Origin of the sequence: Roseomonas sp. GC11 (assembly GCF_024437745.1) — a bacterium.
In the GTDB taxonomy this organism is placed as follows: domain Bacteria; phylum Pseudomonadota; class Alphaproteobacteria; order Acetobacterales; family Acetobacteraceae; genus Pseudoroseomonas.
Window position 1 is genome coordinate 21,841 of record NZ_JANFNY010000009.1, and the last position, 21,449, is coordinate 43,289.

The 21,449-nt window shown below is 69.5% G+C and carries 23 protein-coding genes and 1 pseudogene; 1 reads left to right on the forward strand and 23 read right to left on the reverse strand.

Annotated elements, in window-relative coordinates:
* Positions 1-91 precede the first annotated feature (91 nt).
* Positions 92-610 (forward strand): annotated as a pseudogene (locus tag NON00_RS24885) (GntR family transcriptional regulator); the annotation flags it as partial.
* On the opposite strand, the gene NON00_RS04550 reads toward NON00_RS24885, so the two are convergent.
* The 23 genes from NON00_RS04550 to NON00_RS04660 all read right to left on the reverse strand — a co-directional run bounded on the left by NON00_RS04550 (position 580) and on the right by NON00_RS04660 (position 21,446).
* Positions 580-771 carry a hypothetical protein gene (locus NON00_RS04550; RefSeq protein ID WP_256017899.1) on the reverse strand — a complete coding sequence of 64 codons (192 nt, stop codon included), beginning with the start codon at positions 769-771 and terminating at the stop codon, positions 580-582. The pseudogene NON00_RS24885 and the gene NON00_RS04550 overlap by 31 nt on opposite strands.
* Positions 772-796: 25 nt before the next feature.
* Positions 797-2,290 carry a hypothetical protein gene (locus NON00_RS04555; RefSeq protein ID WP_256017900.1) on the reverse strand — a complete coding sequence of 498 codons (1,494 nt, stop codon included), beginning with the start codon at positions 2,288-2,290 and terminating at the stop codon, positions 797-799.
* A complete protein-coding gene (locus tag NON00_RS04560) occupies positions 2,287-3,756 on the reverse strand; it encodes a phage portal protein (protein WP_256017901.1) in 1,470 nt (489 codons plus the stop codon). Before NON00_RS04560 ends, NON00_RS04555 begins: the two co-directional genes overlap by 4 nt.
* Positions 3,753-3,989: a phage head-tail joining protein gene (locus NON00_RS04565; protein ID WP_256017902.1), complete on the reverse strand. Its 237-nt coding sequence runs from the start codon at positions 3,987-3,989 to the stop codon at positions 3,753-3,755. The genes NON00_RS04560 and NON00_RS04565 overlap by 4 nt, the downstream gene beginning before the upstream one ends.
* Before the next feature lie 12 nt (positions 3,990-4,001).
* Complete coding sequence (locus tag NON00_RS04570) at positions 4,002-5,891, reverse strand: phage terminase large subunit family protein (protein WP_256017903.1); 1,890 nt, start codon at positions 5,889-5,891, stop codon at positions 4,002-4,004.
* A 25-nt stretch (positions 5,892-5,916) separates the two neighbouring features.
* Positions 5,917-6,441 (reverse strand): hypothetical protein, encoded by a 525-nt coding sequence (locus NON00_RS04575; RefSeq protein ID WP_256017904.1) that lies wholly within the window; start codon positions 6,439-6,441, stop codon positions 5,917-5,919.
* A gap of 91 nt (positions 6,442-6,532) precedes the next feature.
* A complete protein-coding gene (locus NON00_RS04580; RefSeq protein WP_256017905.1) occupies positions 6,533-7,264 on the reverse strand; it encodes a DUF3489 domain-containing protein in 732 nt (243 codons plus the stop codon).
* Positions 7,265-7,363: 99 nt separating this feature from the next.
* The gene (locus NON00_RS04585; protein ID WP_256017906.1) at positions 7,364-7,591 is read right to left on the reverse strand and encodes a hypothetical protein; all 228 of its coding nucleotides are present in this window, start codon (positions 7,589-7,591) and stop codon (positions 7,364-7,366) included.
* Positions 7,592-7,682: 91 nt separating this feature from the next.
* The gene (locus NON00_RS04590) at positions 7,683-8,960 is read right to left on the reverse strand and encodes a site-specific DNA-methyltransferase (RefSeq protein WP_256017907.1); all 1,278 of its coding nucleotides are present in this window, start codon (positions 8,958-8,960) and stop codon (positions 7,683-7,685) included.
* Positions 8,950-10,398 (reverse strand): site-specific DNA-methyltransferase, encoded by a 1,449-nt coding sequence (locus tag NON00_RS04595; RefSeq protein WP_256017908.1) that lies wholly within the window; start codon positions 10,396-10,398, stop codon positions 8,950-8,952. Before NON00_RS04595 ends, NON00_RS04590 begins: the two co-directional genes overlap by 11 nt.
* A gap of 368 nt (positions 10,399-10,766) precedes the next feature.
* Positions 10,767-11,321 carry a hypothetical protein gene (locus tag NON00_RS04600; RefSeq protein WP_256017909.1) on the reverse strand — a complete coding sequence of 185 codons (555 nt, stop codon included), beginning with the start codon at positions 11,319-11,321 and terminating at the stop codon, positions 10,767-10,769.
* Positions 11,311-11,463 carry a hypothetical protein gene (locus NON00_RS04605; RefSeq protein ID WP_256017910.1) on the reverse strand — a complete coding sequence of 51 codons (153 nt, stop codon included), beginning with the start codon at positions 11,461-11,463 and terminating at the stop codon, positions 11,311-11,313. Before NON00_RS04605 ends, NON00_RS04600 begins: the two co-directional genes overlap by 11 nt.
* A gap of 301 nt (positions 11,464-11,764) precedes the next feature.
* Positions 11,765-14,086 (reverse strand): DUF3987 domain-containing protein, encoded by a 2,322-nt coding sequence (locus NON00_RS04610; RefSeq protein WP_256017911.1) that lies wholly within the window; start codon positions 14,084-14,086, stop codon positions 11,765-11,767.
* Positions 14,083-14,304: a DUF6511 domain-containing protein gene (locus NON00_RS04615; RefSeq protein ID WP_256017912.1), complete on the reverse strand. Its 222-nt coding sequence runs from the start codon at positions 14,302-14,304 to the stop codon at positions 14,083-14,085. Before NON00_RS04615 ends, NON00_RS04610 begins: the two co-directional genes overlap by 4 nt.
* A 125-nt stretch (positions 14,305-14,429) precedes the next feature.
* Entirely contained in the window at positions 14,430-16,016 is a 1,587-nt protein-coding gene (locus NON00_RS04620; RefSeq protein WP_256017913.1) for a DEAD/DEAH box helicase, read from the reverse strand.
* Positions 16,013-16,423 carry a hypothetical protein gene (locus NON00_RS04625; protein WP_256017914.1) on the reverse strand — a complete coding sequence of 137 codons (411 nt, stop codon included), beginning with the start codon at positions 16,421-16,423 and terminating at the stop codon, positions 16,013-16,015. Before NON00_RS04625 ends, NON00_RS04620 begins: the two co-directional genes overlap by 4 nt.
* A gap of 4 nt (positions 16,424-16,427) precedes the next feature.
* Complete coding sequence (locus NON00_RS04630; protein ID WP_256017915.1) at positions 16,428-17,993, reverse strand: DNA methyltransferase; 1,566 nt, start codon at positions 17,991-17,993, stop codon at positions 16,428-16,430.
* Positions 17,983-18,945: a PD-(D/E)XK nuclease family protein gene (locus NON00_RS04635; protein WP_256017916.1), complete on the reverse strand. Its 963-nt coding sequence runs from the start codon at positions 18,943-18,945 to the stop codon at positions 17,983-17,985. Before NON00_RS04635 ends, NON00_RS04630 begins: the two co-directional genes overlap by 11 nt.
* Before the next feature lie 2 nt (positions 18,946-18,947).
* Positions 18,948-19,481, reverse strand: coding sequence for a DUF669 domain-containing protein (locus NON00_RS04640; protein ID WP_256017917.1), 534 nt, complete (start codon positions 19,479-19,481; stop codon positions 18,948-18,950).
* Positions 19,482-19,484: 3 nt separating this feature from the next.
* A complete protein-coding gene (locus NON00_RS04645; RefSeq protein WP_256017918.1) occupies positions 19,485-20,255 on the reverse strand; it encodes an ATP-binding protein in 771 nt (256 codons plus the stop codon).
* Positions 20,255-20,443 carry a hypothetical protein gene (locus NON00_RS04650; protein WP_256017919.1) on the reverse strand — a complete coding sequence of 63 codons (189 nt, stop codon included), beginning with the start codon at positions 20,441-20,443 and terminating at the stop codon, positions 20,255-20,257. Before NON00_RS04650 ends, NON00_RS04645 begins: the two co-directional genes overlap by 1 nt.
* Entirely contained in the window at positions 20,443-20,919 is a 477-nt protein-coding gene (locus NON00_RS04655; RefSeq protein WP_256017920.1) for a hypothetical protein, read from the reverse strand. Before NON00_RS04655 ends, NON00_RS04650 begins: the two co-directional genes overlap by 1 nt.
* Before the next feature lie 101 nt (positions 20,920-21,020).
* Positions 21,021-21,446, reverse strand: coding sequence for a hypothetical protein (locus NON00_RS04660; RefSeq protein ID WP_256017921.1), 426 nt, complete (start codon positions 21,444-21,446; stop codon positions 21,021-21,023).
* Positions 21,447-21,449 lie beyond the last annotated feature (3 nt).

Genomic DNA, 21,449 nt, shown 5'->3' on the forward strand with positions numbered 1-21,449 from the left:
TGAACTCATTCAGCGGAGATTCCCCCATCCTGATGGTCGCTTCCACGACTTACTGCGCGTCTGGCGCGCATTAATGCTGAAAAATTAGGCGATGAACACGCCCCGCTATCTGCAGATCCGCGACATCCTGCGCGAGCGTCTCCGCCTCGGCCGCTACCCCGTCGGCACGCATCTGCCGACCGAGGCAGCGCTCTGCATCGAGTTCGAGGTGAGCCGCTACACGCTGCGCGAGGCGCTGCGTCGGCTGGTGGAGGAGGGGCTGCTCAGCCGCCGGCAGAAATCGGGCACGATGGTCCTTGCCGCGAGCCCGCCCAGCGTCTTCGTGCACACGGTGCGCGACCTCAGCGACCTCTTCCAGATGCCGGTGGAGACGCATTTCGAGATCCTTTCCGTGCGCGACGACGAGGCGCCGCCCCCGCCGCGCCCCGATCTCGGCCGCGATGCCGCGGCCCCCTGGCTGCGGCTGGACAGCCTGCGCAGCGACGCCGCCTCACGCCGGCCGATCGCCTATATCGTCTCGCACTTGCCCGCGCGCCTGGGCTGGCTGGTGCCGGAACTGCACAGCCAGCGCGGGCCGCTCTACGCCCATCTCGAAAGCCGCAGCGGGGAGAAGATCGAGCGCGTGGTGCAGGAAGTCACGGCCGGCACCTTGCCGCCGCGCGCCGCGCGATCGACAGTGGCCGGCGCGGCGAGCGCGCGCTGGGCCACGATGGGCATGGCGGGGACGTCCGGCGCAGGGTCGCCCCTGCCCGGCTCGGTCGTCTCGGTCATGTGGATGTCCTGCTGCTCGCCGGCGCTACGACGCGGCGAAGCCCTGCGCGTTGACGTAGACCTGCGCGCCGGGGGTGATGCAGGCGATGTTCATGGCCGTGGCCGCGCTGCCGCGCAGGGGGGTGGGAAAGAGGATCTCCACCGGCGCCGCCATCGCCGCCGGCAGCAGCTGCCGCCAGATCACCGTCGCCCCGTCCTTGATCACCACCTCCGTGGCCACCGTCGCATGCGCGTTGCGGACGTCGATCGAGGTCACGGAGTTGCGGATGCCCGCGGCGGCGGCGGCCTTGAGAACGACATCGCTGCTCGTGGTGATGCCGCCCGCCGGCGCGGCATATTGCCAATCCGCCTCCGGGATGGCGTAGGGCTTGACCACCAGCGCGCCGATCAGCGTCGCCTGCAGATCAACCCCGCGGCCGCTGATCACCGCCGCGGGATTCGCCGAAAGCCCTGTCGCCACCAGCACCGGCACACCGCCGTTGGTGTTGCGCGCCTGGCCACCCACCGGCGTCAGCGTCGGCGCCACGGCGCCCAGCACATTCACCCCGAGCCCCTGCCCCGCCGCACCCTGGCCGCGGCCCGCCGTGATCTCCGCCAGCAGCGGCACCTGATCGCCCAGGCTGACGCATTGCAGCTTCACCACCGTGCTCGTCGCCGGCCCCGCATTGCGGCTCAGCGTCGCCCAGCCCGTGTTGACATAGGCCCCCGCGAAGCTCGTGCCAATCAAATCGATATTCGCCGTGTCGATCACCGTCACGGCAAAGACGCCATTCGCCCCCGGCACCCCGGCCACATTCTCGACCGTGACCACATCCCCTGTCGTGAGGCCATGGGAAGATCGCGTGAGGCGGATCGCCCCCGCGCCATTATCAGCCACGGCGCTGATGCCGGCCATGATCTGGCGGTTGCGCACCCGCAGGCGCCAGCGATAGAGCGCGTCGGGATCCGGGATCTGCTGGTGGCGCACATAGGAATGCGTGCGCGCCGCCGTGCTGTCGATCGCGCGGCCATGGAACCAGCAGGCCTCCTGGCCCGCCTCGATCTCCAGCACCGACCAGCCCGTGCTCGCCGTGCTCGGGATCGCCACGGCCGCCCCGGTGCTCAGCCGCGGCGCGCCGGCCGCCTGCACCTCGTAATTCGCCCCCGTCGCGCTGCTGCCATCCAGCCGCCAGGCGGCGCAGGACGCGCCATCGGGCTGGTTGGTCAGCGGATCGATGCTGACCAGTTCCAGCCAGACCGATTGCCCGGCGACGCGCTGGCTCAGATTGAGGGCCACCATCATCCGCAGCGGGATAGCAAAGCGCTGCCGGGTGGTGAGGAGGATGTCGTCATCCAGCGTCGTGCCGGTGGTGATGGTCAGCGCCCCATCGACCAGGCCGAGCGTCATGCCGCTGCCTGTCGCACTCACCTCCCAATGCGCGGGATCGAGCAGGGCTGCATTGAAGCTGTCGCGAAACTTGCGGCCGCCGGACGACACTTTCAGCGTGTCGGAGGCGGCGTCATAGGCGCCGACGCTCATGGGTCTTCTCCTGCTGCGGGCGCCGCCGCGCCGGTGGCTGCGATCTCGATGGCGGCGAGTTGCGCCGCATCCTGGGCGCTGCCCGACTTGGCCACGCGGCGCGGATCGGTGTCGAGCGCCAGCCCCGCATCATCCAGCAGGGCATTGGCTTCGCGGATCAGTTCCACCGCCTGGCGGAAGTCATAACCAAAGGCACCCACCGCCTCGGGCTGTGGCACGAATCCAGCGCGCACCTGGGCGATCAGCGCCGTCGTGTCCTTCAGCGGATCGATCATCTCATGCGCCGGCGGCACGTGGCTCACAGCGGCCGGCATCTCGGCCGGCCACATCCCGAGCAGCGCCCCCTGCTGGTGAAAGCGCTCGGCGACGGGGCGGACCAGCATCGGGATCAGCATCCCGTACTGCACCTGCTCGCAGAGCCGGCGGAACTCGATCTTGCCAGCGCGGAGGCTCGAGTAATTCGCCTGGGTGAGGTCGCCCGAGACCTGATCATAGGTGAGGCCGGCGCCCACCGCCGCGGCCTCCAGCGCCCGGCGGGCAAAGGCGGCGTGGCTGCCACCGCCCGAGGGGTTCACCACCTCCACCGAGCCCATCCCCCGCCGGTAGAGGATCATCCCTGGCTCGAAGCTCTCGACCGCGCGGCCCTGCGCATCGCGGAGCAGGCCGGAAGCGGCGCCGGTCAGAGCTTCCTCGCCCTCCTCGGAGACCACCGCGGCCAGGCAGGCCTCGATCTTGGCCTTCATCAGCAGGGCAGCCTCGTAATCGCCGAGATCGCGCAGCCGCGTCAGCACCGGCGCCAGCCAGGAGACATCGCGCAACTGGCCAGGCCGGCGCTTGCGATAGACGTGCAGCACGTCGCGGGCCGGCACCGGCTCGCTCTCCAGCCGGCCGCCGGAGGGCAGCAGCCAGGAGGCGCCGGGATGCACGCGATGCAGCCAATAAGCGAGCGGCTCGCCCGCCTCGCCGAGGGCGATGCCCTGGAGCGTCGGGTGGCCGGCGATCAGGCCATTGCGCGCCGTGTCGAGGTGATCGCTCTCCAGCACTTGCAGCCGCAGGCCGATCGGGTTGGCCGGCGACACTTCGGCCGGCAGCAGCCGAACGAAGCACTCGCCGCTTTCCACCACCGCCCGCATGACCAGGGCCTGCAGGCCGGCCAGATCCAGCCGGCCCTCGGCATCGCAGGCGGTGCTCTCCGACCAGCGGCGCCAGGCCTCGGCCTGCACCCGGCCTGGCCAGCGGGTGGTGATGCCGGCGCCCACCGCATTGCCCGTCCACAGATCGACGATGCGGGCGGCATAGGGGTCATTGCGCACGGCATCCCTGGCGCGGCGCGCGACGGTGGCCGCGGCGGCGCCCACCTCCGCATTGGCGCTGCCACCGGAGGGCGCCCAGGCCGAGGCACGGCTGTCCTGCGCCGCGGCATAACCCCGCAGCGCGTTCCAGGCATCCCGGAACCGGCCCATCATTGGCTTCCCTCCCGCGAGAAGCTGGCCAGGGTCACAGACGGGCGGCGCGCGGCGGTGTTCTCGGCGGCCTGCAGCACGGCGAGCGCGCGGCCAAGCTCGTCGAGGCTGCGGTATTCCACGGTGCGGCCATCGAAGGTGACGCGCGTCGTGCCGCCCGTATAGGCGGCGGCGAGCGCGGCGGCCCGGCTGCCGGCGGGCTGCGCCAGCGCCCAGGCGAGGATGTCAGGGGTCATCGCAGCCTTTCCTCACCGCAGCCAGCCGCCGCGCGATGTCAGCCAGCCCCGTGGCCGCAGCGGTTCCGCTGCCACGGGCGGCGAAGCGATCTTCCCACCGGCGGGAATGTCGCTCGCTTGCAGCGGCGCATTTGCCATCTGCTCGCGCAGCTGCGTCCAGAACCGCTCCCCGTAGCGGTCGGCGCCGAGCAGCCAGAGCGCGGCACGGGCCAGCACCGCGCAGTCCAGCGCCTCATTCCGCTCGCGCAGCTTCGCCCATTCCTGCCGCGCAAAGCCGCGCCGATCCTTCGCCGTCCGCAGATGCTCCGCCACCAGCTGCTTCACCCATTCGGCCTCGATCCCCTGCGGCAGATGCACCCAGCCCGGCGGAAATGCCTCGGCATCGCCACGGCCGAGCCACAGCCGGCGATAGAGATCCGCCTTCCAGGGCGAAACCGACACCGTCCACAGCTTCAGGCCATGGCGCAGCTTGCGCCCATCCACCAGCGCATCCACCGGCGTCGGACCCTGCACCGGCTGCGCCCGGTTCCAGCCATCCACACCCTTCGTCGGCGCAATCCGCGGATCCCGCAAATGCCGCAGATGCCCATAGACCGCCGCCGTGTCCCGCCCGCCCGTGTCGACGCAGATCTTGGCAAGCCGCATCGTGCCGCTGCATTCGCGCGGCCAGTCTCGCGCCAGCAACGTGGCCAGCGCCGTCCAGGGCGCGCGCTCACGCGGGCTGCCGGGGATCACCACATGATCCACCAGCCACGACGAGAAACCCTCGGCCCAGCCCCAGATATCGCATTCGAGGCGGTCCTCCTGCACGTCCACGCCGGCCGTCAGCACCAGCGCGCCCGATGGGACGATGCCCATCCGAAAATCCTCGCGCCGCTCGAGCAGCCGCTCCCAGTCCGGCGCCTCGCCCTGCTCCTGCCAAGTCTCTCCCAGCACCGTGTTCTTGAAGGTCTTCAGATCCTCTGCCTTGCCCTGCGCCGCCTCCCAATCGCGCGCAATCTGCTCCCAGGACAGCCAGCCCACCGGCGAGTAGAGCGCCGAAATGTGGAAGCCCACCGTGTGCGGATCTTCAGCCTGCGCCGTCGCACGCCATTCGCCACCGGCCAGCATCGCCGTCTTGTGATGCTCTTCGATGCCGGCGTCACAGGATTCGCAGTGGTAGCGGACCGAGCGCGGGTCGCCCTTCTCCCAGCGCAGCCGCTCGAAGTGCAGCCACTGCATCTCCTGGCAGTGCGGACAGGGGACGAAGTAGCGCCGCTGATCGGAGGCCTGGTACTCCCGCTCGATCCGGCTGCGGCCGGCAATCGTCGGCGTCGAGACGAGGAACGCCTTGCGCCGCCAGCCGAAGGTGCGCGCCCGCGCCTCGGCCAGTGCGATCGGGTCACCCTCCCCTTCGACATCGCCCGGATAGGCATCAATCTCGTCGAGAAAGAGAAACCGCGCCGTCATCGAGCGCAGCCCGACCGCGCTGTTCGCCCCCGTCAGCACCAGGATGCCGCCGGGGAATTCCTTCGACAGCAGCGTGTTCCCGCTATCCCGCGCTCGGGCCGGTGCCACCCGATCCTTGAGCGCCGGCGTCTCCTCCAGCAGCGGATCGATGCGCTGGCGCGAGAAGCGCTTGGCCAGTTCGACGGTGGGCTGCACGGCCAGCACTGGCGCCGGCACGTGATGCAGGATGTAGCCCAGCCAGCAGTTGCCGCTCTCGGTGGCGCCGACCTGGGCGCCCTTCATGAAAACCACGCGCCGCGCGGGATGCACCGCCGAGAGCGCATTCATCACCTCCCGCAGATAGGGTGTGCGCGCGGTGCGCCAGGGGCCGGGCTCGGCCGAGGCACGGCTGCCGAGGATACGGTGCTGCTCGGCCCATTGCGAGACGGTGAGCTGCGGCGGCGGGCGCAGCATGCTGCCAGCCCGCCGGCGCACATGCTCACGCGTCCGCGGGCCGATCTCCGCCGGCACTGCCGAGGCCTGGGGGATCGAAGCGATCGGCGGCCTCCGTCAGCAGATCGGTGATGTGGCTCTGCAGGATGGTCTGCAGCAGATGCGGCTCCACGCCGAGTTCGGCGGCGATCAGACCGGAGACACGCGCGGGCCAGTTCAGCAGTGTATCGCGCATGGCGCCGGCCATCTCGTCAATCGTCGCATTGGCCTCGGCCACGTCGATCAGGCGCCGCTTGCTTTCATCCAGAGCGAGACGCTGCGCCTCCACCTTCAGCGCCAGCTGCGCCACTTTCAGCCGCGCATAGGGCGTGGCCTCGGCCGCTCCCCCGGCCGCCAGGGGCGAGCGGTGCGGATCCGCTGTTTCCACCAGCCGGCGGCGGGTCTTGGCGATATCCCATTGTCCGTCGGGCTCGCGCTCGATGCGGCCGCTGCTCTCGGCTTTGCGCAGCGCCGTCTCGCTGACACCAATGCGACGCGCCGCCTCGCGGGTGGAGAGCGTCAGTTCCGGCATGGCGGCGACCTCCCGCCGTGCTCATCCAAGGATGTGACGGACAAAGCCCGCCACGATGTCGCGGCGGGCCTCGCGATGCCGGGGGGATCGCTCAATCGGCGATGCGGTAGACCGAGTAGGATCCCTTGGCGCCGTCCTTGTTCGGGCCGACCTGGCGGATGCGCTCAGCCGCGATCACGGTGAGGCCCTGGCGCCGCTTGAGGCCGGCGAAAAAGCCTCTCACGGTGTGTTGCTGCCAGCCCGTGGCCTCGCAGATCTGCGCGATGCTGGCCCCCTCTGGCCGGCGCAGCAACGCCAGCACCGCCTCCTGCTTGGTGCCCTCGCGGGGCTTGCGCGGCGCGGGAGAGGCCGGCCCCGCCAGGGCCAGCCGCAGGGCTGCCATCGGCGCGTCGAGCGAAGCCTCCGCCTCCCAGGCTGCCAGCACCGCCGCGGCCGCGGCGCGCAGGCGGCCGCCTGGGGCGGGTGTGGGCGCCGCTGGGGCGGCTTCGGTGGCTGGGGGCTCCTCACCCTGCGGCGTGGCCTCCTCGGCCTCTGGCGGCGCCGTGTCCGCGCCCGTGGCGGGCTCCTCTGCCGCGCTCTCCTCCCCCAAGGCCCGCAGCCCCGCCTCGGTGATCTGCAACGCCATCGTCGCGCCGGCGATCGTCCAGGCCGTGGCCGCCTCCCCCTCCGGGCTCGGCTGCGTCCGCACCAGCCCCTGCTTCAGCAGCGCCTGCGCCACTTTCTGCCGCGCTCCCGCCGGCAACCGCGCCGGCACCTGCGCCAGATGCGTCGGGTGCTGCGCGGCGGCAGCCAGAATGGCGCGCTGGGTATCGGAGAGTGTCATCCTCGGGCTCCTCGCTCACGCACCCGATCCGCCGGGTGCTACCACCCCAAGCCCCGCCGGGCAGAACCCGATCGGGGCGCGGTGCGGGCGGGACCCGGCTCAGGCAGCGTACTCGCCGCGGCGGAAATGCTGATCCGCGAGGCGCTTCAGCGTCGCCGTCGCCTCCGCCAGCCAGGCGGCTTCGCCCCAGAGGATGGCGTCGGGGCTGGCGCCAAAATGATCCGCGCTGGCCTGCTGGAGTTCGTCGATCAGGGCATCAAACTCCGCCTTCTTCGCCAGGAAGGCGGCCAGGCTCTTCTCCTGATTGCGGCTGCTGCGCTGGGTCATCATCGTCTCCGTCCTCCGGCGCAGGAGCCTCTCCCCTGCGCGTGACGGACCATTCGCGCTGTGGCGCGCACGAGCCAAGCAGATTGAGCGCCTATGACGATGCTTTCTCGACAGCGCAGCGTTGGGCTGCAATGTCAGCGAATGTGCGATCCTCGCCGTCCAGTACGGCCACCTCGCCCGTCATCGCCTCCCAGCGCTGGAGCGTGACGTCACAGTAGGAAGGATCGATCTCCATCGCCAAGCAGACCCGCCCGCTCGTCTCGGCGGCGATGATGGCGGTGCCGCTGCCGCAGAAGGGCTCGTAGATCGCCTCCCCCGCCTCGCTGTTATTCAGCATCGGCCGGCGCATGCACTCCACCGGCTTCTGCGTGCCATGCACCGTCGCCAGATCCTCTGCCCCGGCGCCAATCGACCACAGCGTCGTCTGATCCCGCGCACCCTGCCAGTGCCCGGTTGCACCCTTGCGCACGCCATAAAGGCACGGCTCATGGCGCCAATGATAATCCCCCCGCCCCAGCACGAGCCGTGGCTTGGCCCAGATGATCTGGCTGCGGATCACGAAGCCGGCAGCCTCCAGGCTCTCGATCACCGTGCGCGCATGCACCCCCGCATGCCAGACATAGGCGACATCGCCTGGAAACAGCGCCCAGGCCGCACGCCAATCGGCGCGATCATCATTGGCCACCTTGCCGGTGCGCATCGTCACCGAGAGGCCGGCCTCGTTCCGCCATTGCGGATCGTAATTCACCCCGTAGGGCGGGTCTGTGACCATCAGATGCGGCTGCGCGCCCGCCAGCAGACGCGCCACGTCGCGCGCCTGAGTGCTGTCGCCGCAGAGCAGGCGATGCCGCCCGAGGCGCCACAGATCGCCAGGCCGCGTCACAGGCTGCGCCGGCGGCTCCGGCGCCGGCGCGTCTGGATCACCGGAGATCTGTTCGCCGCCCGAGAAAGAATCCAGGCTGGCCAGCAGGCGATCGATCTCCACGCCCGAGAAGCCCAGCCCATCAAGATCCACCACTGCCTCGTCGCGGATACGGGCGATCTCCGCGGCCAGCAGCGCCTCATCCCAGCCGGAGTTCAGGGCGATCTGGTTGTCCGCCAGCCGTAGCGCGCGCGCCTGCGCCTCGCTCAGATGCGCCAGACGGATCGCCGGCACCGCCGCCATGCCGAGGCGCTGGGCGGCCAGCACGCGGCCATGGCCGGCCACCAGGACGCCGGCGGCATCCACCAGCACCGGATTGACGAAGCCGAACTCGGCGATCGAGGCGGCGATCTGCGCCACCTGCGCGTCCGAATGGGTGCGGGCGTTCTCGGCGTAGGGAACCAACACTGCCACCGCCATGGAGGCTACCCGGAGTTCAGCCTGCATCGACCAGCACCTCCCTCCGCTCTGCGGTGATGCTGTCATAGTCGCGCCCATCCTCCGCCAGCGTCACCGCCAGATCAGGATGCAGCAGGCGCCAACGGGCAATGGCCAGGTCGACATAGGCCGGTGCCAACTCGATCGCCCGCACCGGCCGGCCCGTCCGCTGGCCAGCCAGGAGCGTGGTGCCGGAGCCGGCAAAGGGCTCGAACACCGCCTCTCCCGCCTCCGTGTAGGCCCGCATCAGGAATTCAGGCAGCGCCACAGGGAAGACCGCCGGATGCTCCGTCTCGATGCCGCGACCCTTGTGCCGGGTAATCCGCAGCACGCTGTCCGGGATACGCATCTCCTGCACCGGCAGGCCGATATGGGTGTAGGCTTTCACCGCGCCATCGGCAGCCCGCAGGCCGCTACCCTTGTTCGGCGTGCCGGCCCATTTGCAGGGCACGATCTTGTTCGGCGGGCGGGGCTGGCGGTTGAAGTGGAACAGCAGCTCGAAGGCCGGCGCCAGGCGGCCATTCCAATCCCCCGGCAGGCCGGGCCCCTGATCCCAGGCATAGAGGCCAAAGCGCCGCCAGCCCTGCCCGCGCATCCAATCCAGCCAGCCCTGCCAGTAGGGCTGCCATTCCCCCTCCCGGTGGATCAGGCCGAGATTCACCAGCACCTGCCCGTCATCCCGCAGGATCCGCGGCAGATGCTGGAACACGCCGCGCATCAGCGCCTCCCAATCGCCGACGCCGCCGGTGGTGTAGTCGCGCTGGTTGCCATAGGGCGGGCTGGTGAAGAGCAGCGCCGCGCGATCCTCGCCCAGCACGCGCGCCACGGCCGCGGCGTCAGTGCTGTCGCCGCAGAGCAGCCGATGCTCGCCCAGAAGCCAGAGATCGCCGGGCCGAGTGACAGGCTGGCGCGGCGGATCGGGCGTGGCATCCGCGGGATCCTCCTCCGCCGCGCCCTCCCCGCCCTCCTGGACGGCGGGCGCCGACAGAGCCTCGGGCGCGTCGCCGTCGGACACGGCCTCTCCAGCCGCCGCGAGGATGTCGTCGAGTTCCGCCGCCGAGAAGCCCAGCGCCGCCAGATCCAACTCCGCCGCCCCCTGCACCACCGCCAGCGCCTCGCGCAGCAGCGCCTGATCCCAACTGGCATTCTCCGCAATGCGGTTGTCGGCCAGCCGCAGCGCCTCCTTCTGCGCCGGCGACAAATGCCGCAGCACGATGGTCGGCACCGTCTCCAGCCCCAGCGCCAGCGCCGCCTCGAGCCGGCCATGGCCGGCAATCAGCACGCCGGCCTCGTCCACCAGCAGCGGGTTGGTGAAGCCAAAGGCGCGCATGCTGGCCTGGATCTGCGCGATCTGCGCCGGCGCATGCCGCCGCGCATTGCCGGGATGCGCGCGCAGCTCCGCCGCCGGGCGCAGCAGGATCGTCGCCGCCAGCCAGGGAAGCGTCATGGGATCATCCGGATCAGGAGAGGATCGGCATCGCGCGGGCGCAATTGCGCACCGCGAACCTTGTTTTTGGCCTGGCGCTAGGGGGTTTGCGCGCTTCCGCTCCCCGCATACAGTATTCGCAGGAAGGACTCTGGATTTTTATTTGTTCTGTTCTTCAGATCATCCGAAGAATGACTTGCAGGCCCTTCGCGATTTACTTCTCTCCTCGCTTCGGAGGGAGGGGCTGCCGCCCTCTCCCCCTGCGCGATCGCAGTCTTTCAAGGTGGGTCGATGATAGAACGCCCGAATCTCGGCTGCAACACGACATTCTTTCGCTCTTCTACCCTGCGCTGCGCTTCCTCGATTTTTCTTCGTCCCTGTGCCTGACTTCAAGCAGCCCGTTGCCGCGGTGTCAGCCGGAAATGCGCTGCCAGCACGCTGAGCGTCGCCACCAGCATCCCCTGCGCTTGCGGCGAAGGCACGGGGCGTCCGCCCCAGCCCTCCCGCATCGCCCATTCCCGCACCGACATCTCCAGCCCGATGACATACCAGGCACAGGAGCCGGCCGCGCTGTCATGCCCACCGAGCACATCCAGCGCCGCCGCCACGCGGCGCCGGGCCTCGATGTTGCGCTCCGACAGCGCATCGGCCGTCTTGCCCGGCATCCGGATCAGCGGCGAGTGGCTCATGCCATCCAGCGCCGCACGCCGGAACAGCCCGCGGAAAATCTCCCCCGCCTCATGCATTGGCGGCGTGATCGTGCCATTGGCCAGCATCAGCCCCAGCGTGTCCACCGCCCGCCGATGCGCGATCGGCGTGCCCGTCTCCGGATCCGCCTCCCGCATCGGCTCCGAGAAGCCGCCATGCTGCAACCGCCACTGCGAGGGCTTCGACAGATCCTCACGCGGCTTTGCCACGCGCTTCGTCATCCGCTTACCGGCCATGCTGGCCTCCTCCATGACGCGGCCCCCAGCGCCGCGTGGCTTCGTTGGTGACGGCCTGGCGCAGCCAGGGATCGGTGATGTCCTCGATGGCCAGCGAGGCCACGCCCTGCTCGTGCCAGACGCGGCGACGCAGGGCCTCCATCTCGGGGCTGCTGGTCGGGCTGCGGGGGCCTCGGTCGAGGCAGGATCGCGGTGGCCGCGGGGCGCCTGGCAGGGTCATGCGCCACCTCGCGAAACCGTGAGCGCGGGTGGGTAGGAGGGGGCGCCCCCTCTAGAGGAGAGATAATTCAATAATATATAATAATTCAATATACCTCTTCTAACGGCGCCCCCCTGTGTGTGTCTGCGCGCGCGCGTGAAGGATTGAGGTATTGAATGCCCGGCCGAGACCGGCGGTTTGCCTGGGTTTCCAGCGGCGGATAGTTCACGGCCCACCAAATGCATCATCTCCCACCCCCCTTCAGCGTTGGCGCTTTGCTCAAGGCCACCGCGCGATAGAAGGTGGCCGGCTTGGTGGCGCTGGCCTGCTGCTCGACCACGACCAGCCCCGCCTCGACGAGTGAGGCCAGGATCTCCTCCCGCTCGCGGCGTGACAGGAATTGCGAGCGCCGCGTGACTTCGCTGCGTGACTGGCGCCCGCCGTCGCGAATGATCTCCAGCACACGCTTGTGCTTCGCCTCCATGTCATTGTCCGAGACCCACCGCTCCGCCTCCCGCAGCAGCGTGCCGATGCAGTGCGCTACGAGCTGCGCCGCCCAGGTGACGTCACGCGCCTGCGTCACCGGCTGCGCCGGATCGCGGCTGACGGCGGCGATCATCGCCAGCTTCGCGGTGTTCTCGGCGTAGCGCCCGAACAGCGCCGTGGCATAGGAGCCGCGATGCAGGCGGAGCAGGCCGGTGGCGTCGCGCTGCACCGCTGCCATGGCGGCTTTCGCGTCGGCCGTCAGTGGCACGGCGTAGGGCTGGGTTGCGATCATGCTCGACATCGCATCCGCCAGGTTGCCGCCGGAACTGTACCCTGGCACGCCGCCGGCGATGGCCTGCAGCCCGGCCACGAGACTGGCCGGCGGCGTCGCCGGCGCGGGCGCCTCGTTGCGCTCCGGATAGTCATCGTCCGTCTGGAAGACCAGGAAGCGCGCGATCGAGCCGTCGCCGAGCGCGCGGCCCTCCAGCGCCTGCCAGAACGGGCCAGGCACGGTGACGCCCCAGAGGCAGGCGCAGGGCTGTTCGAGGGTAACCCGCGGCCTGTTCTTCGGGTCGGCGTATTCGGTGCCGATGAAGGCCTCGCCCGCGGAGGTGTAGAGCTTGGTGAGCTCGGTCCAGATGGCAGCCTTGTGCATCGGCGCCCGCGGCGACAGCACCAGCTTCAGGAATTGGCCGAACTCGTCGACCTGGAACAGCCGGACGGGATGGTGCTGTAGCGAGGCCAGCAGCCCGGCCGAGGAGGCGAAGTCCTCGCCGCCCAGGTATCGCTCCAGGCCCGCGGCGTAGAGGGCCCGCTTCACGCAGCGGCGGGCATGGTCCTTGCCGCCGCCGCTATCGGCGATGCCGATGGCGTAGATGTTGCTGCGCAGCTCCGTCGGCGTGCGATACCGGCGGCCGGCGATGGCGCCCACCAGGCAGATGGCCGCGCCGAGGGCGAGGAAGGGCTGCGGGCTGACGGCGCTGGCCGTGGCGTAGTCGACGAACTGGCCGAGCACGCCGTCCACCTGCAGCAGCTCAGGCGATACGCGATAAGGCTTCGGCTCCGGCACGGGTGGCAGCGGCGTGGCCTCTGCGGCCGCCAGCAGCGCCGCTGCCGGATGGGGCTGCGCGGCCTGCTCGGCCGCGGTGCCGTTCAGCGTCAGCGCGGGATCCGGCACCCAGCCGCGCTGCTCCGCCAGCCAATAGATCGTCCCTGCGCCGACGCTGTGCGGCCGCAGCGTGGCCCAGCGCCGCTCAGGCGTGTCGGTGCGGCCGGACTGGCCGGATTTGCGTGCCTGGCGCGACCAGTCGAGCCAGAGGGCGCGGCCCTCCTCGCCGAGCGCGGCCTTGATCGCCGCGCCGATGGTGATCCACTCATGGCCGGGCAGGTCGTCATTCGGCAGGAAGGCGAGCGCCGCGGCGATGGCGTCCCGCGTGCCCTTCGGGTCGCTCGGGCCATGCCAGGCGCTGCTGGGCGCCTCCGCCAGGAGCGAGGGGCTGCGGCTGTCGTCGGGGATCTGCTGCCAGGCGGCGTCGAGGAAGGCCAGGCAGGCCGCCTCCTCCACCACCGGCAGGCGATCCAGCGGCACGTCCAGCAGGTTGCTCTCCGGCCAGGCATAGGGCTGGCCCGTATCGGGGTGGATGGCATAGGCGACGAATTGCTGGCCGCGCGCCAGCAATTCGAGCGGATGGCGCTTGCGGCCGGCAAAGGGCGTAGCGGCCCGGTAGACCAGCAGGCGCTTGGGGGCGCGACCGATGCGCCAGCAAGGCGTATCGCCCAGCATGCGCGCCGCCAATTCGCCGATCTGGATGGACAGCGCTGCGTCGAGGATGTCGATGTCGATGCCGACGACCGAGCCACAGGCGATGCCGATGCCGCAGCCGGGCCAGCGCTGCCAGATGCTCATCTCGAAGGGCTGCGTCATGCGGTCGCAATGCCGCGCCCAATCGGGGTACGGCGCCCACTGCCCGGCATGGTGGCGGCCCGGCACTTTGCGGCCCGGCATGATCGGGATGACGGGATAGCCATTGTCGACCAGACGCCCGCCATGGCGGGCCATGAAGTTGGGCGGGTGGTTCATCCGGCCCTCCCCTGCACCTTGGCGACGGCGCTGTTGATGGCGCTCTGCTGCGCGAGGAGCGCCTCGACATAGGCGCCGCAGATCACCTCGATGAAGCTGTGCCAGTCTGGCTCTGACCAGCGGGCCATGTCGGTGCAGCCGATGGCATCGATATATTGGCCGGCCATGTCACCGGCGGTGCGCATCGCGGCGACTTCATGCTCATTGGGATCAACCATGCGGTGCTCCCTTCGAAGGATGAGGCAGGTGATGAAGCGGGACGGCACGGCCCCAGGCCACGGCTGCGCCTGCGCCGCATGCCAGAGGGGGCCATGCCAAGCGAGGTATGGGCTGGGGCGGCCTGTCACATGAACCTCGCCGCGGTGATCTCGGTGTACTGGCCCGCAGGCCGCACCTGGATCGCGATGGGCTGGCGCAGCGCGTCAGCGTGCTGCAGCGCCTCGTCCACGCTGGAGGGCGCTGGCAGGTTCGGCGCACGGCGACGCCACCAGGAGCAGGCCTTCTCGCGCGGAAAGCCGGTGTGCTCGAAGCAGACCCACTCGCTGTGCCGCGCCAGGCCGCACTCATAGGTGACGCGCAGCGAGGCGGGCTTGCCGGGCTTGTCGTGGCGCGCATAGGTGACGCCGGTGACATCGCACCACGCGGCCTGGATTTGGGTTGACAGCAGGGCATCGCAGGCCGCCCGCGGCGCCACCTTCACCACCGGCGGCGGGAACGCGTGATCGCACGCGATGCAGCGCCGCACGCTGGCGTGGTTGATGGTCTGGCACTCGGGACAAACCTTGATCGGCGCCTCGCCTGGCTCCTCCGTCTTCTCCTTCTTGCGGCCGTCGACCATGTCGATCGGGCCGTGCCGCGCCGTGTTGCCGGCGAAGTCGAGCACCAGGCAATCCTCCTTGCCTTCAGCCAGGCGTGTGCCGCGGCCCACCATCTGGACGTAGAGGCCGACGCTTTTGGTGGGCCGCAGCAGCGCGATCAGGTCCGTGCCAGGTGCATCAAAGCCGGTGGTGAGCACATTGGCATTGGTGACGCAGCGCAGACGCCCTGCCTTGAACGCCGCCAGGATGCCGTCCCGCTCCGGCCCTGGCGTGTCGCCCGTCACGGTCTCGGCGGAGATGCCGTGCTCGCGGATGGCGTCGCGGACATGGCGGGCATGGGCGACGCCGGAGCAGAACACCAGCCAGGAACCCCGGCCCTCGCCGTGCTGGACGATCTCGGCCACCGCAGCGCGCGTGACCTCGTCGCGGTCGACCGCCGCCTCGAGGTCTTTGGCGATGAACTCGCCGCCGCGGGTGCCGACGCCGCCCACATCGAGCTGCGTCTCGGTCTGCTTCGGCACCACCGGGCAGAGGTAGCCCTGCTGGATCATGTCCAGCACGGGCACCTCATAGGCGATGTCGGTGAAAAGACGATCCTTGCCCTCGTGCAGCATGCCGCTATCCAGGCGATAGGGCGTGGCCGTAAAGCCGACGACTTTCAGCAGACCTGCATTGATCTCGTTCAGTTGCGCCAGGAAGGAGCGGTACATGCCGCTGTCACCGCGGCCGAGCAGGTGCGCCTCGTCAATCAGGACGAGGTCGCAGCGCTGCACCTGATAGGCGTGGCGGTGAATGGACTGGATGCCAGCAAAGAGGATCTGCGCGTGGATATCGCGGCGGGACAGGCCGGCGGAGTAGATGCCGGCCGGGGCTTCGGGCCAGGCGCGCAGCAGCGCCATGAAGTTCTGCTGGATCAGTTCCCGCTGATGCGTGACGATAAGGATGCGCGTCTCCGGCCAGGAAGCGATGGCGCGCTTCGCGAGGTCAGCAATCACAATCGACTTGCCGGCACCTGCCGGAAGCACCAACAGCGGATTGCCGCTGCTGGCCGAGAAGTAATCGTAGAGCGCCTCGATGGCGGCGCGCTGATAGGGGCGGAGCGACAGGGTCATGCCACCGCTCCCTGCACCTGCGCCCAATTCGCGAACTTGTTCAGCAGCCGGATGACGTCGTCGAGCGTCGCCGGCTGCCAATCGGATAGATACCCCTTGTGGATCCAGCGCAGCGCCTCACACTGCATGGTCTCGGCATCGCCGCTCAGGACCAGCACGGTGATGCGATCGGACAGCCGCGTGAGGCGCTCGAAATAGATGCGCTGGCCGCGCGGGATATCGCCCTGGTGGCTCTTCATCTCGAGGAAGACGAAGTGGCCATTCACCTCCACGGTGGCGTCGATATCGCTCATGGCGATCCGCCCCGGAAAGCAGGCCGCGAAGCGCTCGATCTTCGGGCGGCGCAGCTGGTTGAAGCAGCCGCGGCGGGTGCAGTCCCAGCGCATGGGGTTGCTGCCATCGCTCATGGCCTCAGCCCTCCACCCGCGCCCTGGCGGCGGCGAAGAAGCCGGCGTCGCGCTCGATGCCGAGGAAGCGCCGCCCCGTGTCGCGCGCCACCTTGCCCGTCGTGCCGGTGCCCATGAAGCCGTCCAGCACCAGATCGCCCGGCAGGGTGATCAGATCCATCAGGTGGCGGATCACCGCCTCCGGCTTCTGCGTCGGATGCAGCGTCTCGCCCTTCGGCGTCTTCAGGCGCTCATGGCCGCCACAGATCGGCGACTGGAACCAGTTGAAGCCCTCCGGCTCGCCCGGATAGTTGAAGGTGCGGCGGGCGCCGGGCTTCACGAACTGGATGGCGTGGTCCATGGCCGGCATGAAATCGGCCTTGGTGACGGAGGTGCCCGGGTTGGAGCGGCACCAGAAGAAGCTGCCCTTGATCTCGAAGCCGGCGGCGTCGAACAGCGCCTGGGCGATGTTCAGGGAGGGCTCGCCGACGAAGAGGAAGCCGGAGGCACCAGGCTTCATGACGCGGAAGAAGGCGTCGGCCCAGCGGCGGATATCGGCCAGAAACTCGCCCTCGGGCGGATTGTCCCAGGCGCCGAAATTCTTGTTCCAGTCGGCCTGGTTGGCGAGGCGATAGACGCGGTCGGTGCTGATGCGGTAGGGCGGGTCGGTGATGACGGCGTCGACGGAGGCCTCGCCGAGCTTGGCCATTTCCGCGTGGAAATCGCCCTGGATCAGGATGAGGCTGTGCTTCTCGGCGAAGCGGGCGCGAGCGGCCTCCACCAGGCGGTTGAGCTTCGGCGGATCGATGCCGTCATCGGCGAAGGCGATCCATTCTGCGTCATAGGCGCCGCGCATCACCTCCGCAGTGGCCTCGTCCACGATCTCCCGATCGATCTCGCCGAGGTGGTAACGCACATAATCGGCGATGGCGTTGCGGGTACGGTAGCCTTCGGCCTGTACCTTGAACTTGTTCTTGTTGATCCGCCCGCTGGCGAGGTCCTGCACCAGGTCCAGTTGCTGCTCGGCGGTGAGGTAGAGGATGTTCCGCAGCAGCCCCTCGGTGAATGGCGCAGTTGCGCCAAAGCTTGGCGCAACCTCCTCATCCTGCGCCAGGGCGCTGACGCGGAAAGTTGCGCCAACCACCTCCCATGCGCGTCGGTCAATCTTCGCGAGTGTCGCGAAGTCTCGAACCTTCTCCCGGCTCCAGCCGAGTTCCTCGGCGATCGTCTTCTGGGTGACGTCGGCAGCCTGCTTCCGCCACACCATCTCGGCGTAATCGACGAAGGACATCGGCAGCGCGTCTTCGCTGGCCCGGTTGAGCTCGATCGCCTCACGGTCCAGGCTGGCCGGCTGCGCGATGTGCATCAGGCATTCCGTGATGCCCTCGGCCTTGAAGGCCTCGTAGCGGTGCCGGCCGCCGAACAGAACGCCCTCCGGCGTCACCGACAGCGGATAGGGCTTCACGCCGATGGCGCGCACCTTCTGGCGCAGCCGCTCGACATAGGCCGGGTTCAGCGGCCGCACTTCGTGGAAGGCGGTGATGAAAGCCAGCGGCTTCAGCAGCACGCTGGACGGAGTATCAAGCAGCATCGGCTCTCTCCTGCGTGTCGGGGATAGGGGTGGCGCCGTCGCGCCAGGGACTGCCGTCCGGCAGCCGGTAGCTCACCCAGTCCTCGCCGGCGTCGATCTGCTCGGCGGCGATGAGGTTCGGGATGTAGAGGTGCAAACCGCAACCGGCCTGCTGATCGCGGCGCAAGAGGACGCATGGGTGCCGGGCGCAGTGCCAGGCGCCATCGGCGACAGGCGTGGCGTGCAGGCAGGAGCGGCAATGCCGCTCCGGCACTGCGCCGCCGTGGCAGACAGCGTGATGGTCGCAGAACCGGCACTGCCACCAGGCCGGATCCTCGCTGATCCGTGCTGGCGGGCGGGCCGCGGCGATGATGCGCTCGGCCTTCGCCAGGATGCGCAGCCCGGCCTCGGCATCGTGGCGGATGCGCTCCTGGTAGAGTTCGTCCGTGTCCTTGCAGACCGCCAGATAGAAGGCCCGATCGAGGTCGGCGAGTTGCATGTAGGCCTGCATCTGCGCCCAGTGCAGCGGCTTGGATGACGCCACGCCCTCGGCCTTCAGCTTGGCGAAGGACTTCGCGCTGTGCGTCTTGAACTCGCAGACATGCCAAGCCTTCGGTGCCTCGGGAAAGCCGATGGCCACCGCGTCCATGCTGCCGCCAAAATGGCCTGAGGCATCGCGCAGATTCCACTGGCGCCCCGTCGCGGGATCCAGATCCAGAACCGTCACGCCAATGCGGCGCAGGTCGGCGACGAAGCGAGCCTCGGCCAGATGGCCGGTATCAAACAGCCGCAGCAGCCGGCCGGTGTGGCGCGCTCGTGTGGCCCAGCGGAAGGAATACCAGAGAGCCCGCTCACATTCGGTGCCGATCAGCGAGGCACCGAGATGCTCCCGATAGCCGTGATCTGCCGCCGCCTCATAGGCGGCATAGATCGCGTCCACGGTCAGGCTCGCAGAGGGGGGCAGCGCGACCATGCTCACCCCGCCCGCCGCCAGGGCGGTGTCGTCGAGGATCCCGGGGCGGGGCGCTGCGGAGCCGCGTGCGCCGGCGCGGAGGGCGGAGCCGCGGCCGTGCGCGCCGGGGGCGTGCCGCCGAGCGCAGCATAGCCCTTGACCCGGTTCTGCTTGCGCTGTTCCTGCGGTGGCAGATGCTTGTCGCGACTATCGGGTTCCACCGCCAGTGTTACCTGGAGCGGACGAAAATGCAGCTGTTCGCTGTCATTCACCTGCAACTGGCCAACAGCATGGCAGATGGCCGAGAGGGTGCGCTGGGCGATCTCCACCGTCTGCTGGCTGGGGTTCACCAGATTCAGCTGATCCCAGATCTTGCGGCCCTGATGCGGCCCCTCGATCACGTCCATCTCCAGCCAGAGATACTGGCCATTCCCGGCGCGGGTGGCACGCATTTCGCTGTTGACGATCTGCGCCGCATAACGGCCAGGGGGCAGCAATTCGAGTGGCGCGGCCGGGGCGACGCCCGTGGCGTCGAAGGTGTCGTGCAGCTGGGCCATGGGTCAGCTCCGCGGGTTCTGGGGCGTCTGGGCGTAGAAGGGGATGCCGGCGGCGAGCGCGGGCCAGGACAGCGGCAGCGTCTCCGCCAGCCCGAAGCGGTTCTTCGCCAGGAAGGCCGGGCGCTCGGCGGTGTGGAGCAGGCGGTCACCGCCGCTCACGCCGCGCACCACCTTCTTGTTGAAACCGACATCCGACTTCAGCGTGCTGACCCGGTAATTCGCGAAGAGCACGGCATCGACATGCTCCTGCACCAGCGCGGAGGCGCCGCGGTGCAGCTTCGGTTGGTAGCGGTCGTAGGGTTCGGTCTCGGGGCTGTCGAAGCGCCGGATCTCGGCATGCGCGATGAGGATCACGCCCATGCCGCGCTCGTCGCGCAGGGCGTTCACCCCGTCGAGGAAGCTGCGCCAGGTGTCGAGCGCCGCGAGATAGCCCTTGCCGTAGCCGAAGGACTCAATGTCCGGCTGGTTGTGGACCTGCGCCGTGTGCTGCCAGACCAGCGGCTCCAGCCAGTCGAGACTGTCCACCACCAGGGTCTCGAAGTCGTGCGCTTCGGTGTAGAGGCTGCCAAGCGCCTCCATCACCGCGTCGAAGCTGCGCAGCACCCCGAAGGTGGAGGCGTTGATCGTGCCGAGCCCATCCTCTGTCTGCACAACAACCGGCCGCGGCGCGGAGGTCGCGAAGAGCGTCTTGCCAACGCCGGCCACGCCATAGGTGAGCAGCCGCGGCGGGCGCGTCTCAACGCCGCGCCGGAGCGATGCGAGGGAGATCGCCATCAGTGCCCCTCCCCCTTCACGGCGCGCGGCTTGGCTTTCACCACGTCGACGGTGATGTCGCCGCCGGCGCGCGCGACCGCCTCGGCGAAGGCGTCGAGGGTGGGTTCGAAGGCGGCGACATCCTTGGCGCGGGCCATCGCGTCACCTGCGAGGGGGATCGCAACCTGGATGCGGAGTTCATGCGCCATCACGCAGCGTCCTTCGGTGCGAGGGTGTAGGAGGGGCGGCCGGTGGCAAGGGTGCGCGCCGGCTCGAACACGGCCCGGATGCGCGGCGGCCAGGCCGTGAAGCGGCTCTCTGCGACACGGATCTCGGTGGTGACATAGTCGGCGGGGTCCTCGCCCCAGCCACGCAGGGTGGCGACCGCCTCAGCCAGCTTCGGCTGATCCCACACCGCCTTTTTCGGCAGATCGGCGATAACCGCGAAGGCCTCGTCGGCGATGCGGACGCGGCCGGTATCCTTGCCCTCGGCGCGGCGGGCGGCGGCGGCCGCTTGGCCGTAGCGGGCGTGCAGGGCGTCATGCAGCAGATCGGCGAGGTGCTTGGCGTCGGCCCTCAGCGCCGCGACCTCGTCCAGCAGCAACGCCAGATGATCGACAGGCAGACAGGCGACCTGCGCCGCGTCCATCGTGCGCAGCTGCGCCAGAGTGGTTCGGTTGGTCATGCTGGTCCTCTCGGTGGTGATGGCGCCCGGCTCCGTGGGCGACGCCGGCGGCCGGGCAGGCGCGGGCATCGGCATGGGGTGACCGGCCAAACTGCGCGCGATCACGGCGTCACCTCGGCCACGGCATCGACAGGTGGAAGCGGGCCTTCATCGGCCTGGCGCGCGCGGCGGGCGCGCTCGCGATCAGCGCCGGGCTCCGGGCAACGCAGGCTGCGCCGCGCGATCTCGATCCAGACATGCAGCGGCAGCACCACCATCGGCGTCGCGCGGTCGCGCCAGAGAAACAGCGCGTCATTGCCACCGAGCCAGCGCTCCAGCGTCTTGAAGCCGTCCCCCTCGCCGCGCGCCTTGACCTCCGCCTTCAGCGGCTCGGCACCGCGGACATAGAGATCGACATCGGCGCCATTGCCGCGATACCGGACGGCGCCCGAGAGCGGCACGCGCTCAGCACGGATCCCGCACTTCGTGTGAATGTCGACGATAGCCCGCTCGCGGCGCAGGCCCTTGTCGCGGGCGGATTTGCCCATGGC

Coding starts and splice junctions, on each gene's coding strand:
- NON00_RS04550 (WP_256017899.1), bottom strand. CDS start 771: ATGACCGAGACGACCGAGCCGGGCAGGGGCGACCCTGCGCCGGACGTC.
- NON00_RS04555 (WP_256017900.1), bottom strand. CDS start 2,290: ATGAGCGTCGGCGCCTATGACGCCGCCTCCGACACGCTGAAAGTGTCG.
- NON00_RS04560 (WP_256017901.1), bottom strand. CDS start 3,756: ATGATGGGCCGGTTCCGGGATGCCTGGAACGCGCTGCGGGGTTATGCC.
- NON00_RS04565 (WP_256017902.1), bottom strand. CDS start 3,989: ATGACCCCTGACATCCTCGCCTGGGCGCTGGCGCAGCCCGCCGGCAGC.
- NON00_RS04570 (WP_256017903.1), bottom strand. CDS start 5,891: ATGCTGCGCCCGCCGCCGCAGCTCACCGTCTCGCAATGGGCCGAGCAG.
- NON00_RS04575 (WP_256017904.1), bottom strand. CDS start 6,441: ATGCCGGAACTGACGCTCTCCACCCGCGAGGCGGCGCGTCGCATTGGT.
- NON00_RS04580 (WP_256017905.1), bottom strand. CDS start 7,264: ATGACACTCTCCGATACCCAGCGCGCCATTCTGGCTGCCGCCGCGCAG.
- NON00_RS04585 (WP_256017906.1), bottom strand. CDS start 7,591: ATGACCCAGCGCAGCAGCCGCAATCAGGAGAAGAGCCTGGCCGCCTTC.
- NON00_RS04590 (WP_256017907.1), bottom strand. CDS start 8,960: ATGCAGGCTGAACTCCGGGTAGCCTCCATGGCGGTGGCAGTGTTGGTT.
- NON00_RS04595 (WP_256017908.1), bottom strand. CDS start 10,398: ATGACGCTTCCCTGGCTGGCGGCGACGATCCTGCTGCGCCCGGCGGCG.
- NON00_RS04600 (WP_256017909.1), bottom strand. CDS start 11,321: ATGGCCGGTAAGCGGATGACGAAGCGCGTGGCAAAGCCGCGTGAGGAT.
- NON00_RS04605 (WP_256017910.1), bottom strand. CDS start 11,463: ATGGAGGCCCTGCGTCGCCGCGTCTGGCACGAGCAGGGCGTGGCCTCG.
- NON00_RS04610 (WP_256017911.1), bottom strand. CDS start 14,086: ATGAACCACCCGCCCAACTTCATGGCCCGCCATGGCGGGCGTCTGGTC.
- NON00_RS04615 (WP_256017912.1), bottom strand. CDS start 14,304: ATGGTTGATCCCAATGAGCATGAAGTCGCCGCGATGCGCACCGCCGGT.
- NON00_RS04620 (WP_256017913.1), bottom strand. CDS start 16,016: ATGACCCTGTCGCTCCGCCCCTATCAGCGCGCCGCCATCGAGGCGCTC.
- NON00_RS04625 (WP_256017914.1), bottom strand. CDS start 16,423: ATGAGCGATGGCAGCAACCCCATGCGCTGGGACTGCACCCGCCGCGGC.
- NON00_RS04630 (WP_256017915.1), bottom strand. CDS start 17,993: ATGCTGCTTGATACTCCGTCCAGCGTGCTGCTGAAGCCGCTGGCTTTC.
- NON00_RS04635 (WP_256017916.1), bottom strand. CDS start 18,945: ATGGTCGCGCTGCCCCCCTCTGCGAGCCTGACCGTGGACGCGATCTAT.
- NON00_RS04640 (WP_256017917.1), bottom strand. CDS start 19,481: ATGGCCCAGCTGCACGACACCTTCGACGCCACGGGCGTCGCCCCGGCC.
- NON00_RS04645 (WP_256017918.1), bottom strand. CDS start 20,255: ATGGCGATCTCCCTCGCATCGCTCCGGCGCGGCGTTGAGACGCGCCCG.
- NON00_RS04650 (WP_256017919.1), bottom strand. CDS start 20,443: ATGGCGCATGAACTCCGCATCCAGGTTGCGATCCCCCTCGCAGGTGAC.
- NON00_RS04655 (WP_256017920.1), bottom strand. CDS start 20,919: ATGACCAACCGAACCACTCTGGCGCAGCTGCGCACGATGGACGCGGCG.
- NON00_RS04660 (WP_256017921.1), bottom strand. CDS start 21,446: ATGGGCAAATCCGCCCGCGACAAGGGCCTGCGCCGCGAGCGGGCTATC.